The organism is Ruegeria jejuensis, assembly GCF_041537905.1.
Taxonomy (GTDB): Bacteria; Pseudomonadota; Alphaproteobacteria; order Rhodobacterales; family Rhodobacteraceae; genus Ruegeria_C.
On record NZ_JBGRUO010000024.1, the window covers coordinates 1 to 15,282 of the forward strand.

The 15,282-nt window shown below is 62.8% G+C and carries 13 protein-coding genes; 3 read left to right on the plus strand and 10 right to left on the minus strand.

What is annotated here, in order from left to right; genetic code table 11:
- Together AB1E34_RS21430 and AB1E34_RS21435 are read left to right on the plus strand one after the other, a co-directional pair.
- Positions 1-190 (plus strand): hypothetical protein (locus tag AB1E34_RS21430; protein ID WP_372574353.1); only part of this gene is annotated, 190 nt, incomplete at its 5' end.
- Between the two features lie 34 nt (positions 191-224).
- A complete protein-coding gene (locus tag AB1E34_RS21435; protein ID WP_372574354.1) occupies positions 225-1,445 on the plus strand; it encodes a cytochrome P450 in 1,221 nt (406 codons plus the stop codon).
- Positions 1,446-1,456: 11 nt separating this feature from the next.
- Here the strand turns inward: AB1E34_RS21435 and AB1E34_RS21440 are convergent, their stop codons facing one another.
- The 3 genes from AB1E34_RS21440 to AB1E34_RS21450 all read right to left on the minus strand — a co-directional run bounded on the left by AB1E34_RS21440 (position 1,457) and on the right by AB1E34_RS21450 (position 5,126).
- Positions 1,457-2,833 (minus strand): sensor histidine kinase, encoded by a 1,377-nt coding sequence (locus tag AB1E34_RS21440; protein ID WP_372574355.1) that lies wholly within the window; start codon positions 2,831-2,833, stop codon positions 1,457-1,459.
- On the minus strand, positions 2,826-3,506 hold the full coding sequence (locus AB1E34_RS21445) for a response regulator transcription factor (protein WP_372574356.1): 681 nt from the start codon (positions 3,504-3,506) through the stop codon (positions 2,826-2,828). The genes AB1E34_RS21440 and AB1E34_RS21445 overlap by 8 nt, the downstream gene beginning before the upstream one ends.
- Before the next feature lie 174 nt (positions 3,507-3,680).
- The gene (locus AB1E34_RS21450) at positions 3,681-5,126 is read right to left on the minus strand and encodes a Do family serine endopeptidase (RefSeq protein WP_372574357.1); all 1,446 of its coding nucleotides are present in this window, start codon (positions 5,124-5,126) and stop codon (positions 3,681-3,683) included.
- 1,563 nt (positions 5,127-6,689) lie between these two features.
- Here AB1E34_RS21450 and AB1E34_RS21455 point away from each other — a divergent pair.
- Positions 6,690-7,277 (plus strand): Hint domain-containing protein, encoded by a 588-nt coding sequence (locus AB1E34_RS21455; protein ID WP_372574358.1) that lies wholly within the window; start codon positions 6,690-6,692, stop codon positions 7,275-7,277.
- Between the two features lie 4 nt (positions 7,278-7,281).
- On the opposite strand, the gene AB1E34_RS21460 is transcribed toward AB1E34_RS21455, so the two are convergent.
- From AB1E34_RS21460 to AB1E34_RS21490, 7 genes are all read right to left on the minus strand, one after another.
- A complete protein-coding gene (locus AB1E34_RS21460) occupies positions 7,282-7,929 on the minus strand; it encodes a nucleotidyltransferase family protein (protein WP_372574359.1) in 648 nt (215 codons plus the stop codon).
- Positions 7,907-10,324, minus strand: coding sequence for a GcvT family protein (locus AB1E34_RS21465; protein WP_372574360.1), 2,418 nt, complete (start codon positions 10,322-10,324; stop codon positions 7,907-7,909). Before AB1E34_RS21465 ends, AB1E34_RS21460 begins: the two co-directional genes overlap by 23 nt.
- A gap of 83 nt (positions 10,325-10,407) precedes the next feature.
- Positions 10,408-11,163 carry an HpcH/HpaI aldolase family protein gene (locus AB1E34_RS21470; protein ID WP_372574361.1) on the minus strand — a complete coding sequence of 252 codons (756 nt, stop codon included), beginning with the start codon at positions 11,161-11,163 and terminating at the stop codon, positions 10,408-10,410.
- Between the two features lie 70 nt (positions 11,164-11,233).
- Complete coding sequence (locus AB1E34_RS21475) at positions 11,234-12,553, minus strand: HlyC/CorC family transporter (RefSeq protein ID WP_372574362.1); 1,320 nt, start codon at positions 12,551-12,553, stop codon at positions 11,234-11,236.
- A 61-nt stretch (positions 12,554-12,614) separates the two neighbouring features.
- Positions 12,615-13,559, minus strand: a complete 945-nt coding sequence (locus AB1E34_RS21480) for a tyrosine recombinase (protein WP_372574363.1) — start codon at positions 13,557-13,559, stop codon at positions 12,615-12,617.
- A gap of 2 nt (positions 13,560-13,561) precedes the next feature.
- Positions 13,562-15,070, minus strand: coding sequence for a hypothetical protein (locus AB1E34_RS21485; protein ID WP_372574364.1), 1,509 nt, complete (start codon positions 15,068-15,070; stop codon positions 13,562-13,564).
- Complete coding sequence (locus AB1E34_RS21490) at positions 15,060-15,209, minus strand: hypothetical protein (protein ID WP_372574365.1); 150 nt, start codon at positions 15,207-15,209, stop codon at positions 15,060-15,062. The genes AB1E34_RS21485 and AB1E34_RS21490 overlap by 11 nt, the downstream gene beginning before the upstream one ends.
- Positions 15,210-15,282 lie beyond the last annotated feature (73 nt).

Below are 15,282 nucleotides of genomic sequence, written 5' to 3' on the forward strand. Positions count from 1 at the left end.
CGCCCTGTTCGAGGGGCAGGCAACGCTGGTTCTCGGTGGCGATTTCGCGCAAGGCGCGGCGTCGGTGCGCACGTTCGATCAGGCAGGCACCACGATTGTCGAGGCGGATATCAACGCCAATGGCATCGCGAATTTCAGGCTGGAGTTTACAAGCACTTTGCAACTGTCCGAAGCGGATTTCCTCCTGTAACCTGCTCAGTGCGTTGCGCGGTGCGGGATGACATGTGGATATAGCCAAAGCAGATATCGAAAGCTTCGACCTGGCCAACGCGCCGGTTGATTTCCTGCGCGACCCGTTTGCCTATTACGATGCGCTGCTGGCGCATGCGCCGGTGCTGCCGCAGCCTGACGGGTCGGTGCTGCTCAGCCGCCACGCGGATCTGGATCGGATTTATCGCGACACGGCGCTCTATTCCTCGGACAAGAAGGCGGCGTTTGCTCCGAAATTCGGGGCGGAGTCGCCACTGTTTGAACATCACACCACCTCGCTGGTCTTCTCCGATCCGCCGCTACATACACGGGTGCGGCGGATCATGACCTCGGCGCTGACGCCGCGCGCCATTGACCGGATGGAACCGGGGCTGATCGAGACGGTGGGTCATCTGCTGGACGGTTTGGCAGGGCGTGATCAGGTGGACCTGATCGAGGATTTCGCCGCAACGATCCCGATCCAGATCATTGGCAACCTGCTGGATGTGCCGCTGGACGAACGCGCGCCGCTGCGCGACTGGTCGCTGGCCATTCTGGGGGCGCTGGAACCCAGCCTGAGCGCGGACCAACTGGCGCGGGGCAACCACGCGGTGGAGGCGTTCAAGACCTATCTAGCGGACCTTGTCGCGCGGCGCCGGGCACAGCCGGGCGATCCCGAGACAGATGTGCTGACACGGCTGATCCGGGGCGAGGGGGCGGATGCGCAATTGTCCGAGATCGAGCTGCTGCAGAACTGCATCTTTATCCTCAATGCCGGGCATGAGACCACGACCAACCTGATCGGCAACGCTCTGGCGCTGCTACACGATCACCCCGAGGCGCGCGCACGCCTGCTGGTCGACCCCGATCTGTTGCCCTCCACCGTCGAAGAGGTGCTGCGGTTTCGCTCGCCGAACCAGTTCGGCAACCGTGAGACCACCGCCGAGGTCGAATTGGGCGGGCAGGTGATCCCGGCAGGCACCAACCTGCATCTGTGCATCGGGGCGGCCAATCGCGACCCGGATGTGTTTGAAAACCCGACGCGATTCGATATCACCCGCAAGCCGAACCGGCATCTGGCCTTTGCGGGCGGGCCGCATGTATGTGTCGGGCTGACGCTTGCGCGGCTTGAGGGGCAGGTGGCGATCGGGCGGTTTTTGCAGCGCTTTCCCGACTATCACCTGCTGCCGGGGCGGGCAGGTGGCGGGCGCATCCGGTTTCGCGGCTACGCGTCGCTGCCAGCGGTCACTGGCTAACGGGTGGGGCGTCAGCCGTCGGTCGCCCGGGCGAAGTTCAACTCGGCACTCAGGCCGGGATTTGCATTGCTCAGCGTCAATGCGCCCTCATGCAGCCGGGCAATGGCGGCCACCAGCGCCAGGCCAAGCCCCGCATTCTTCTCGGTCCGGCTGGGGTCGAGGGTGACGAAAGGCTGGGCAAGTTTGTCCAAATCCTCCTCCGGCACGCCGGGCCCGCCATCCCTGACCGACAGCAGGACGTGGTCGTCGCCCTCAGCCACCGTGATGTCTATCCGTGCGCCCTCGGGTGTGTAGCGCAAGGCGTTTTCCAGCAGGTTGGACAGTGCTTGGGCGATCAATGTCCGGTGGCCAAGAACCTGTCCGGCAGTGCCAGCCTCGGCAAGGGTGATCCCCTTGTCCGCGGCGACCGGTTCATAGAACTCCATCACATCATGCACCAGTTGCGTCAGGTCCAGCGGCTCGAACTCCTCGCGGCCAATTCCCGCCTCGGCGCGTGAAATCTCGGTAAGTTGCGAGAAGACTCTGAGCAGGTGGTCGATCTCGCCCATGGCGCGGGCGGCGTCGACCTCGCGCTCCTCTGCAGTGCGATCGCTTGAGGTCAGCAATTCGACCCGCTGGCGCAGGCGCGAGAGCGGCGAACGCAGATCATGGGCGATGGAATTGGTGGTCATGCGCAAATTGCCGACCAGGTTTTCGATCCGGTCCAGCATGTCGTTGAGGGTGGTGGCCATGCGGTCAAATTCATCATCTGAGCCGCGCAATGGGATGCGGCGTGACAGGTCGCCGGACATGATGTCATCTGCGGTGTGGGTGATATCGGAGAGCCGCGAAAACACCAACCGCGTCAGCAGCCAGCCTTTGAGCAGACTTAGAACCACCGCCGCCAGCAGCGCAAGCCCGACCGATTGCAGAAGCACCCGATCAAAGCGCCGTGCCTCGGTGGCCAGACGTCCGACCAGCAATTGCTCACCGCGACCCAGGCGGATCGAGGCCGCCGCGACCGGCACCGTCTGCGTCGCGCCGGTACGCTTGATGTCAAGCTGAACCCAACCGCTGCCGGGCTCGATGGCGGCGGGCCAGCTTTTCAGGTTGCCAGCCAGCACCGTGCCATTCGCACTGGTCAGAAGGTAAAGCGCGTCACGCTCAATCGCATCCGCCAGGCGACGGTCGATCGAGTTGACGAGGCCAATCACCCCAGACCGCTGATAGCTGACCGCGAGCCCGGCCAGTTCCGCCGTCACAACGCTGCGGGTCTCATTGGCGATGGTCCGGCTTGCGCTCACATAGACCAGACCCAGCACCGCTGAGGTCATCACCATGCTGAGCGCTATGCTGGCCAGAACCAGACGCGTACGCGCGTTGCGAAAGACCGACGGGGTTTCAGCCATCGCGCATGATATAGCCAGCGCCCCGCACGGTTTCGATCAGCGCAACCTCGGCACCTTCGTCGATCTGGCGGCGTAGTTTCGAGATATGCACGTCAACGATGTTGGTGTTGGGATCGAAGTGATAGTCCCAGACGCCTTCCAGCAGCATGGTGCGGGAAATGACCCGGTTCTGGCGGCGCAGGAAAAACTCCAGAATCTGGAACTCGCGCGGGGTCAGCGTGATGTCGCGCCCGTCGCGGGTGACCTTGCGCTTGAGCAGGTCCATTTCCAGATCGCGGCAGGTCAGTGTCGCGGTCTCTTCGGTTTCCTGCGGACGGCGCAGCAGCGCCTCGATCCTTGCGTGAAGTTCCTGAAACGAGAAAGGTTTGACCAGATAGTCATCGGCCCCGGCACGCAACCCCTTGACGCGTTCGTCCACCGCGCTCATGGCGGTCAGCATCAGAACGGGGGTCTGAAGGCCGGCGGCGCGGATGGATTTGGTCAGGGACAACCCGTCAAGGCCCGGCATCATCCGGTCGACGATCACCACGTCAAAGCCACCATCGGTCGCGTGATAAAGCCCTTCGCGCCCATCTTCGGCGGTTTCGACCGCAAAGCCTTCTTCGGCGAAGCCTTTGGCGACGAATTCACGGGTTTCCGCATCATCTTCAACAATCAATACGCGTCTGCTCATGGTCTTAATCCTGTTCTAGTAAAAAGGTATAAGCCGGGTTTCTTCGGATTGCACGCGTCGGGCGCATCTTGATTGCGCCCGACGGGTCCGGCGGATCGGGGACAGAGGTGACCCGCCGGACCTAACGCGCCTCCACCCCCCCAGGCAGCGCGTATCTCTTTGTGTGGGATCGTCTTACGCGATCCTCACCGGGACAAAGATCTGGCTGCCGGAGCGGTTGATCAGCAGAAGCGCCGGATCGGTTTTTTCCGATTCAAGCGCATTGATCAGGGCTTCGGGCGTTTCGATCTCCTGGTTGCCAAGGCGAACGATCACGTCGCCTGTGCGCAGCCCCGCTTCGGCGGCAGGGCTGTCGGGGGACAGAGACTTGATGACGACGCCATTGACGTCCTCACCAACACCGATCTCGGCCCGTGCCGCCTGATCCAGCGGTGCCACGGTGACGCCCAGTTTCGGGTCGTCAGCCTTGTCGGTGAGGGTATCCGCCGCGCTGGCGCTGTCCTGATGGGCCCCCAGCGTGACCGTCATGGTCTGTTCCTTGCCGTCACGGATCAGGGTGATCTCGCTGGGCTTGCCGCTTTGGGTGCCACCGACCAACCGGGGCAGGTCGGAACTGTCATCGACGGCGCTGCCATTGAAGACGGTGATGATATCGCCGGTCTTCAGGATTCCGTCCGAGGGGCTGCCCTTGACCACATCCGAGACCAGCGCGCCCTGCGCGTCCTTAAGCCCCATCGCGGCGGCGATTTCGGGGTTCACGTTCTGGATCGACACACCGAGCCAGCCGCGATCCACCTGACCGTCATCGATCAGGTCGGCCACGATATCCTCGACGATGTTCGAGGTCACCGCAAAACCCAGACCAACCGAGCCGCCCGAGGGCGAGTAGATGGCCGAGTTCACGCCGACCACTTCGCCGTCCATGTTGAACAGCGGCCCGCCGGAATTGCCCTTGTTGATGGCGGCATCGGTCTGCAGGAATTCCGCGTAAGGCCCGGCCGAGATATTGCGACCCTTGGCCGAGATGATGCCGGTGGTCACGGTCGAGCTCAGCCCGAACGGGTTGCCCACGGCCACCACGTCTTCGCCAACGCGGATCACTTCGCTGTCGCCAAAGGTCACAGCCTGCAGTGGCTCGTCTGCAGCGATCTTGAGCACGGCCAGATCGGTCAGCGGGTCGGTCCCGACAATTTCGGCCTCATATTCGCGGTCGTCGCTGAGGCGGACGGTGACGCTGTCCGCGCCGTCCACCACATGGTGGTTGGTGACGATCAGCCCGTCCTCTTCAAGAACAAAACCTGATCCCAGGCCGCTGCGCGGGCCGGGGGCGGGCATCGGGGAGCCGCCGAACGAGCCTTCGGGCAGGCCGAAGCGCTTGAAGAACTCATCGAAACGGGGATCGGTCGCGCCGGGATTGGGCGCATTGGCGGGCTGCGGTTGTGCCTTCTGCTTGGCCAGAATGGTCACAACCGAGGGCGATACCTCGTCGACCAGGTCCGCCAGGGCGGCACCGGCCGCAGCAGGCAGCGCCGCGCTTGTCAGCAGCAATGCGCTCAGCGCCGAGGCACCGGCCCATTTGGAAAGATTGGAAGGAAAGCCGGAATGGCTGCGATCGCTCATAGTTGTCTCCTGTATTGGCTCCGGTTCAATCCGGGTCCGATCACGAAATAGGCAGGGCGCCTTTCGGGATTCTGTGCGGGACATGAAGATTTCTTAATGAACGTTAAGCCCGGCTTCATGTTTCCTGAACGGAAGAGGCACCGTCGCGGTTGTCCAGTCGGTGCCCTCACTAGGCCTGCCCGATGTTGGGATGGTGCTCCCAATTTGGTCGCGGGGGAGCGAATCGTGACAGCTCAAACCCCGCATTGTTCCCGAACTGCAAAAAATGCCGGGGTCTACAGGTTTATTGGTTCCACGAATTTCGGCTATTGCGGCGAAAAAAAGGCACCCGAGTCTGGGCAACAATCCGGTTGAGTCAGACCCGCGGTTGTTCTCGCTATGGCGACAAACATGTCACCGCCTTTTGTCCCTCGTTTGCCGGGACCAGCCTTGCGAAACAGGCGCGTCAAAGGGGTGCTTGCAGGTGGCGTGCGGAAACAGTCAACAACCACAGGGAGAGCAATGCCCACTGGCCAAACAGGTTAATCACAGCGGCAGAAACGTTTGGAAACAATTTATGTGACATTTTTCCTTTTTCACGCGCGCTCCCTTCGCTATCCATGACACAGCCCGACTGGGGGGCGGTTTGAGTTGGTCACGGGGGCGACCGCACAAAGCAGCATCGAAAGATGCGAGAGGGGGGCGCGACGTCTCAGGCGGTATTTTTCGCCATGTGACGAGTGCTTGACCGGTATGCAAGGTGGCGTACCGGGTGTTGATTGGTATCGTTGTGTACCCCCCTCTTGCTCGCTTTCGGCGTGTCGTGCGGCGTTGGATCAGGTTGGGCTGTCTCGTGGATGGGCGAGGTCTCTGTGTGTTGGAGGCCAGCAGAACCCATTGCGGAGACGAATATGACGCGCAGTCGCAACATCTCAGGCTCGGATCGGATCGCGGATAGGCCGCGTCTCTGTTACGGCATGGGTGCGTCCGGCGGTCTTGGGGGTAAGATTTCACCGCAAACAAAGAGGCTGTACCGGATTCGGGGAAACCCGGATGGGGAGGCCGGGGTGTCGCACCGTGCTGGGGGAATTGGCACGGAACTTGGCACCTCGACCGCCTTTTCGATACGGAACGGCCAGAAGCGGATTGTTTGCAGGGGTATGGAATCCGGGCAAAGGGGGATGCAGCACGGTGTCATTGCACGCAATGACGCCAGACATGAAGGGCGTGTTACAATCGACAGCAGAAACACTGTTTTAAGTGGTGTGGGGACCGTAACGAGTGTCATCGGAGAGGGGGGCGGCCTTGCGGCTGCCACTGGTGACTATGGTGTTCGAGCTGGGGGCGCATTTAACACAACTTTCATCAGGCACCGGGCCGGAGAAGATGTCGGCGGGCGAAAAGTCCGTTCGTCGGCAGGCTCCGGTCCGGTGTCGCGTTCTCTGAGGCCGGGCCATGTTGCGCGCCGGTCTGTGTGTTGTTGATGGTTTAGAGCATAGCCGGAGCATGGCGGAGATTGGTGTGTATGTTGCCAGTTATCATGCCCCGCCCTGGCTATGGTCGAGTTTCGAAAGTGAGTAACCTGTGTCCTGTTTTACGCCCGGAACCCTGATTGCCACGCCAAAAGGCGAGCGGAAGGTCGAAGAACTGCGCGCCGGCGATCGCGTTGTGACGCGCGACAACGGGATTCGGAAACTCAGTTGGACCGGTCTGCGTCGGGTCTCGGCGCGACAGATGGTGCGGGCCGGGCATCTGCAACCCATCCTGATCCGCGCGGGCGCGCTGGACTTCGAACTGCCTGAGCGGGACATGCTGGTCAGCCCGAACCACCGGGTTCTGGTCGCAAGCGACCAGACCGCGCTTTACTTCGAAGAGCGCGAGGCGCTGGCAGCGGCCAAGCACCTGACCGGGCTGGTCGGCATCTTGCGGGCAGAACTGCCCGAGATCAGCTATGTCCATATCGCCTTTGACACCCACGAAGTGGTGCTGTCGGACGGTGCTTGGAGCGAGTGCTTTCAACCCGCTGATCCGTCCCGGACCGGGGTTGGGGGCGGTAATGCGCAGCGCAACGAGCTTTATGAGCTGTTTCCGGCACTCAAGACGCGCCAGAACATCGTGCCGACGCCGGTGCCTCGAACAGGGGACGGCGTCGATCTGCGCCTCGCAACCTGAAGGTCTATTGGCGGGCGAGCCAGTCGGACCAATCCTGTTCGGTATCCAGATCCCGCAGCGCGTTGTGACCGGGCAAGGGAACGCAGATGGTCTGATCTGCGTGGGCCCGCGCCACGCTCTGCGCGCCGGCATCTCCGGTCAGGGCCAGCAATTCGGGAAAGAGCGCGCGGGAAAAGACCACGGGATGGCCGGGTTTTCCGGTCTCGGTGGCGCCGCGCCAAATCAAGTTATCATATTTTAGATCAACAACTTGCATCACCTTATTCAAGTCATCTCTGGTGATATCGGGCAAATCCGCCAGCAGTATCATTGCCGCAGGTGCCGAGGGTGGAAGTGCCGCGACCGAGCGGCGCAAGCTGGCATTCATCCCCTCCGCCGCGTCGGGCACGGGGATGATGCAAACATCAAGGCCAGACAGCGCCGCGTATCGCGGATGTGGCTCGGGCGGCAGCGCGACATAGACGGGTCCAGCCCCAAGGGCGCGGCGGGCGGTACGCCGCAGCAGGGGCTCGCCTTCGATCGGGCGCATCAGCTTGTCGGCGCCGCCCATGCGGCTTGAGGCCCCGGCGGCCAGCAGGATGATCGGGATCGACGTCATGCTGCCACCATGGCCATCACGCGCGGCGTTGTCACCCGCGCATGCGTGTCCCATCCGGGTCAAAAAGCGGCCTGTCCAGCACCCGCGCCTTGCGCATCTGGCCGAGAATCTCGATCTCGACCTCAAGGCCGGGCGCAATACGGTCGCTCGGCAGGAAGCCCTGGGCAATGGATTTCTCTGCATAATGCGAATACCCGCCCGAGGTGCAGAACCCCACAACCGCGCCGTCCAGCCAGATCGGCTCATAACCCTGCACATCCGCATCATCGGCTTCGACCTCGAATGCGCTCAAGCGTCGTGCGGGGCCGTTCTGCTTTTCTGTCTCGGCAGCAGGTCTGCCAATGAAATCAACATCCTTGCCGAAAGAGATGAAGCGATCCAGCCCGGTTTCCGCAGCCGTATAATCGGGCGAGAACTCGGCCATCCATGAGCCGAAGAACCGGTCCAGCCGCAAGCTCATCATCGCGCGCATCCCGAACGGTGTGATGCCGTGATCCTGCCCTGCGTTCCACAGCGTCAACCAGAGCTGCCGTTGCGCCATCGGATCGCAATAGATCTCATAGCCCAGATCGCCGGTATAGCTGACGCGCTGCACGATGCAGTCGGTCATGCCAATCACCATGGGGCGAACGTCGAGAAAGCGCAGGCTGCTCACATCTGCGCGACTACAGGCGGCGAGCAAATCGCGCGCCAACGGTCCGGCGATCTGAAAACCGTTGCAGGTATCGCTTATGTTTTCGATACTTACGCCGTCCACCTGATGTTGGAGGAACCAGCGCATGTGAAAGGCCTGCGCACCGTAAGAGGCGGTCAGCCGGAACTCGCGCTCATTCAGGCAGGACACCGTGAAATCCCCGATCAGCTTGCCGCTCGGCGACAGCATCGGGGTCAGCGACAGGCGGCCGGGCTGCGGGATGCGGCCCGCCATGATCCGGTCGAGCCAGGCGCGCGCGCCCTCACCGCTGACCCGGTATTTGCCGAAATTATGCACCTCGTTGATGCCGACGCGCTCGCGCACCGCGCGCACCTCGCGACCCGTTGCCGCAAACGCGTCAGAGCGGCGGAAAGAAGGGGTTTCATAGCCCGGCTCATCCCCTTGGGCGAAGTAATTTGCCACCTCCAACCCGTATTGCTGGCCCCAGACCGCGCCCAGATCGCTGAAGATGTCATACATCGGAGTGGTGCGGTTGGGACGGGCGGCGGGCAGTTCCTCGTTGGGGTAGGAGACGGAAAAGCGTTTCTGGTAGTTCTCGATCACCTTGGGTCGTGTGTAGCCGGGGCTGATCCAGTCGCCGAAACGGGCCACATCCATGGCAAAGACATCGCGTTCGGGCTCGCCCTCGATCATCCATTGCGCCAGCATCAGGCCGACGCCGCCGCCCTGAGAGAACCCGGCCATCACGCCACAGGCCGACCAATAGTTGCGCATCCCCGGCACCGGCCCGACGAGGGGGTTGCCATCGGGCGCAAAGGTGAAGGGACCGTGGATCACCGACTTGACCCCGGCGCGGGCCAGAACGGGGAAGCGCTCATAGGCAAATTCGACACTGCCGGTGATCTTGTCAAAGTCATCGGGCAGCAGTTCGTGACCAAATTCCCAGGGCGTGCCATCGACCGCCCAGGGCTTGCAGGGCTGTTCATAAAACCCGATGCACAAGCCGCGTCCTTCCTGGCGCAGATAGCTTTCTCCGGCGGGGTCCATCACATGGGGATGTTCGCCACCGCCATCGATGATCGCCTCGATTTCAGGGATGTTGTCGGTGACGATATACTGATGCTCCATCGGGTGGAGCGGGAAATAGATGCCAGCCATCGCGCCAACCTCGCGCGCCCAGAGGCCACCGGCATTGACGACATGTTCGGCATGGATGGTGCCCTTGTCGGTGACCACGTCCCAGCTGCCATCGGGGCGCTGGTTGGTCTCCTGCACCATGCAATGGGTCTCGATGCTGGCCCCACCGAGGCGCGCGGCCTTGGCATAGGCGTGGGTTGTGCCCGAAGGGTCCAGATGCCCGTCCAGCGGATCATAAAGCGCGCCGAGGATGCCGTCGGTATTGGTGATGGGCGCGATCTTCTTGATCTCATCGGGTCCGACGATCTCGGTCTCCAGCCCCATGAAGCGATGCTTGGCCCGTTCCGCCAGCAGCATGTCGAAGCGGTCCTGATTGTCGGCCAGCGTCACGCCGCCCACATGGTGCAACCCGCAGGACATGCCGGTGATCTCTTCAAGCTCCTTGTAGAGCCGGATTGTGTAGCCTTGCAGGGCGGCCATGTTGGTGTCGCCGTTCAAGGTGTGAAACCCGCCCGCCGCGTGCCAGGTGGACCCGGACGTCAACTCGGAACGTTCCAGCAGCATCACGTCCGACCAGCCCAGCTTGGTCAGGTGATAGAGGACGGAACAGCCAACGACGCCGCCACCGATGACGGCCACTCTGGTGGTGGATTTCATACGTATTCTCCGGTTTTTGCGCCAATCTGTGGGGCGTTCCTGCCAGTGGCTGTCCGGTTTGCGACATCAGTATGTCGCGGCAGTCAAACTGCGCACCAGGAGGTCATTTCAGCAGTTTGCTGTTTCAGCCATAGCACATCGAACCCGGCAATGACGCGATGACCGCGTTCAAACAGCGCAGCCGCCTGTGTCGCATTGAGCGCGGCACCGCCAAGCGGCAGACCCGCGCGCAGTGCAGCGTCTTCGACACGCTGTTGGGCCCGCATATAGTCGGGATGGTCGAATTGACCGCTGATCCCCAGAGATGTTGAAAGATCGAAGGCCGCCACCACCAACAGATCGATCCCTTCGACCGCGCAGATCGCGTCGATATTCTCGACCGCCTCGGTGGTTTCGATCAGCAGGCAACAGATCAGCTGATCCTCGATCCTCTCGCGATACTTCATCAGCGAGGTGCCCCAGCGCGAATGGGCGATGAAGGGGCCGAACCCGCGCGTGCCACGGGGCGGATAGCGCAGGCTGGCCACGGCGGCGCGCGCGTCCTCGGCGTCGCGGATCAAGGGAAAAACGATCCCTTCGGCCCCCATGTCGAGCACCCGCTTGACCTGCGCTGTGTCATTCTCTGCCACCCGCACCAGCGGAGCGCAATCAGATCCGGCGGTGGCGGCGATCATTGCATGGCACGTGCCGTGATCCACGGCACCGTGTTCCATATCGATCATCACGAAATCCATCCCCGCCGCCGCCATGGCCTGCGTGACAATGGCGGACGGGATGGTGCAGATCGCCGAGGTGAGGCGGCGGGCCGGATCGCCGAGTTTCTGTTTCAGGCTGGGCATAGAAGGTCCTCCTTGCGCCAGATTGGCGCAAGCCTGCCTGCATGACTACAGAATTTACACGGCGTTGGGATCAGTTCGACATCAGCAGCGGGCGGATTTTCAATTCGGTTACCCGGTTCCCCTCGCGCGCGGTCACCTCGAAGCGGAAATCGTGGAAGGCAAAGACCTGGCCGACCGTGGGGATCATCTGCGCCTCATGAATGACAAGACCGGCCACGGTATTGGCCTCTTCATCGGGCAAATGCCAGTCGGTGGCGCGGTTCAGGTCGCGGATCGTCATGGCGCCTTCGACCAGATATTGGCCATCTTCGGCTTTCTTCACCTGGATGTCCTCATCCGGGTCGAATTCGTCGGTGATCTCACCCACGATTTCTTCCAGAATATCCTCCAGCGTGATCAACCCGCGCAGCGAGCCATATTCATCCACCACCAGCGCGAAATGGCTGCGCATCCGCAGGAATTCCCGCATCTGGTCGTCCAGCGTGGTGGTTTCAGGCACGAAATAGGGCGCGTTCCAGACCTTCGAGATATCGAAGTTCTTGATCTGATGCGCATCGCCGCCCGCGCCGCCCACTTGCGCATACATGGAGCGGAACAGGTCCTTGGCATGGACCACGCCAACAATGTTCTCGGGCTCGTCGCGAAAGACGGGCAGGCGGGTATGGGGGCTTTGCAGGCATTGCTCCAGAATCGCCTCGGGCTGAGCGGCGGCGTCGATCATCTCGATATTCGAGCGGTGCAGCATGATCTCTTCGACCGCCCGGTCGTTAAGGTCAAGCGCGCCCAGAATGCGGTCGCGATCCTCTTTCTCGACCACGCCTTCGGAATGGCCCAGTTGCAGCGCCCCGGCGATCTCTTCGCGGACCGCAAGGATGCGGCTGTCAGGGTCGATCTGCACACCAAACAGCCGCAGCACGCCGCGCACCAAGAGCCGCACGGCGCTGACCACGGGCGCAAACAGCGTCACCACGATGCTGATCGGGCGCGACACCAGCGAGGCGGCTTCCTCGGAATTGGTGATCGCATAGGTCTTGGGCAGCACCTCGGCAAAGACCAGCACCAGCAAGGTCATCACCAGCGTTGCCAGTGCCACACCGCTTTCGCCGAAAAGCCGGGTGAACAAAGCCGTGGCCAGCGAGGCGGCCAAGATATTGACCAGGTTGTTGCCCAGCAGCACCGAGCCGATCAGCCGTTCATTGTCGTCGGTGATGTCGAGCGCCCGTTGCGCCCCGAGATTGCCCTTGTCGGCCTGCGCGCGCAGCTTGCCGCGCGAGGCGGCGGTCAGCGCGGTCTCGGAGCCGGAGAAGAAGCCGGAAAGGATGAGAAGAAACAGAATTGCGCCAGAGGTGATCCAGAATGCGCTGTCGATCACAGAAGGGGTGGGGTCCATTGGTCCTTGACTATCATAGATACAGGCCCGTTATGGGCACCGTCGCATGCTGGTTCAAGAGCTAACGCGGTTTCTTCGAGAGCGGGTGGTGATCCAGCACCAGTTCGGCCAGCCGCTCGTCCAGAACATGGGTGTAGATTTCGGTTGTGGCGACGTCTGCGTGGCCCAGCAATGTCTGGATCGAGCGCAGATCGGCGCCATTTGCCAGCAGATGGGTGGCAAAGGCGTGACGCAGCGTATGCGGCGTGACCTTCGCGGGCGACACACCGCCCGCAACGGCCAGTTCCTTGATCAGCAGATAGAACCGGTGCCGGGTCAGATGCCCCAGCTTGCCGCGCGAGGGGAACAGAAAACGCGAGCGGGGCTTGCCCTTGTCGGCGGCGGCCTCTTCGGCCTCGTCGCGCAGGGTCAGCCAGGCGGCAAGCGCTTCGCGAGCCGGGGGCGACAGCGGCACCATACGTTCCTTGCCGCCCTTGCCGAGGATCAGCAACATGCGCGGGTCGCCACGCGCGGCAGAGACGGGCAGCGAGACCAGCTCGGTCACCCGCATGCCGGTGGCGTAAAGCAATTCCATCAGGCAGGTGTTGCGCACGCGGTCAGCCTTGCTGCGCCCGGTTTCACGCGCAGCGGCCAGCAGCCGGTCGACCTCGATCACCTCCAGCGTCTTGGGCAGCGATTTCTGCCGCCCCGGACCGCGGATTTGAATGGCGGGGTTGTCGCTGCGCCAGCCTTCCTCGAAGGCGAAGCGATAGAGCTGCTTGATCGCCGACAGCCGCCGGGCGCGGGTGGCGCGTGACAGGCCCTCGGCATCGCAATCAATCAGATAAGCCACGACCTGATCGCGTTCGGTGCGCGCGAAGTCGAGCTTCTTGCGGGTCAGCCAGCCGGAGAAATCCTGCAGGTCGCGGCCATAGGCCAGCAACGTGTTCGTCGCTGCCCCCAACTCGGCGGCCTGCGCTTCGAGAAAGCTGGAAATCCAGAGATCCTGTGTCTGCGGCGCGGCCATGCTCATCCCCGATCCAACAGCATCAGTTGCAGACCGGATTGGCGCGCGGTGTCCTCCAGACCGACCGAGCGGAACAAGGCGGTCGCCGCCGTCAGATCGGCGGGGTTGCCGCTGGCACCGTCGTCAAACAGGATCATCGCTTCGAGAATCGCCTCGCCCAGCCGGCCACTGTCGATCATGTCCTGCAATTCCGGGCGCAAGGCAGGGCGGGCGAACCCGTCGGCTATGGCCCGTGCGGTGGCATCGGGCGCGGTCAGATCGCCGGGGTTGCCATTGGCGAGGGCGGCCAGAAACAGCGAGGCCGCCGATCCGTCAGACGCAAGCGGGCGTGCGCCTGACAGCAGTGTGATTTCCCATATCAGGCGCGAGGTACCCGGGTCGGTCTGCGCGATCTTGCCCAGCTTCTCGGCAAAAAGTTCGGCAAAGGGCACTTCCAGCCCCGCTTGGCGCATTGCGGTCCAGGCGGCGGGCAGCGTTTTCGAAACGGCCTCGGCGCTGCCGCTTTGTAGGGCCTGATCGAAGCGTCGCAAGGCGTCGACCCGGTCCCAGACCCCGCCCGAGGCGGAGGCCTTGCGTTCGGTATACAGCCCCAGCAGGTGGTTGGGTGTCAGCGCGCCGATCCGTGTCAGCCGCTCGGCGGCTTCCAGCTGCGCTTTCCAACCGGCCACATCGCGCAGATCGGCGGTGGCAAAGGCGCGCGGCATCGGCGCGGTCGGCAGCCGCTCTCCGATCGTTTCATAGAGCCGGAAGGTCAGTGGATCGGGCATGTCGGGCCGGGGCAGGGGCGGTGCACCCTCGAACAGGTCCGGGCTGAGGTACCGGTCCATCAGGTTGAGCTTGTCCGGCGTCAGAAGCTCCAGCGCATGGGCGGCCTCAAGCGTCAGGGCGGCGGATTGCCAGTCGCCACCGCGCGCCTGGCAGAAGATCATCGCGTCATAGCCCGGCGACAGATGCGGTGCAGTGGTCAGCACCTCGCAACTGCGGTCCTCATCCCCGGTCAGCAGCGTCGCATCGAACCAGCGCCGGAATCGGTCGGCATTCCGGGTGGCACCGGCCACCTGCGCGAGGTTCTGCGCCGGATCGGTTGCGCCCAGCTCCAGCAACCGGTCGAGCCGGGCATGCAGCAGGATTTCTTCGGCGCCGGTGCCTGCGGGGGCAGTCGCCTCGGTCAGCAGCAGCGAATAGAGCAGCTTTTGCATCGCGGGCGAATTGCGCACCGGCACCCGCGCAATGAGCTGCGCAAGCCTATGCGGATCGCTGCCGCGCCACAGATCGACCGGCAGGCCCGTCACCGAAGACGGTACAAGACCGATGGGCGGGCTGGGAGCATCCAGCGGCTGGACCGCAATTTCGGGCAGCCGCCCCACGGCAGCAACCGGCGGCTCCATAAGCACCGTGCCGGGCAGTGCGGCGGTGGGCGGGTCATTCAGCCATTCGATCGCAGAGAGCGGCTGTTGCGCCGATGCCAGCACCGGCAGCGCGGCAAGGGCCAGCGCAAGTCTAGTTCGCATCCAGTGTCACCGGTTCCCGCACCTCGCTCTGCGGCGCGCTGAAATCCACACCGAAGAACGGACCAAGATAGGCATATCCAATCAGCGCCACGAAACACAGGCAGATCACGTATACCAAGAATTTTATCAGACGCCCCATAGCCGCAACTGCCTCTTTTCGTCGTTTTGCCCCAAGTTATAGCTAGCCTTTTTCACAAGATCACGTCATTCAA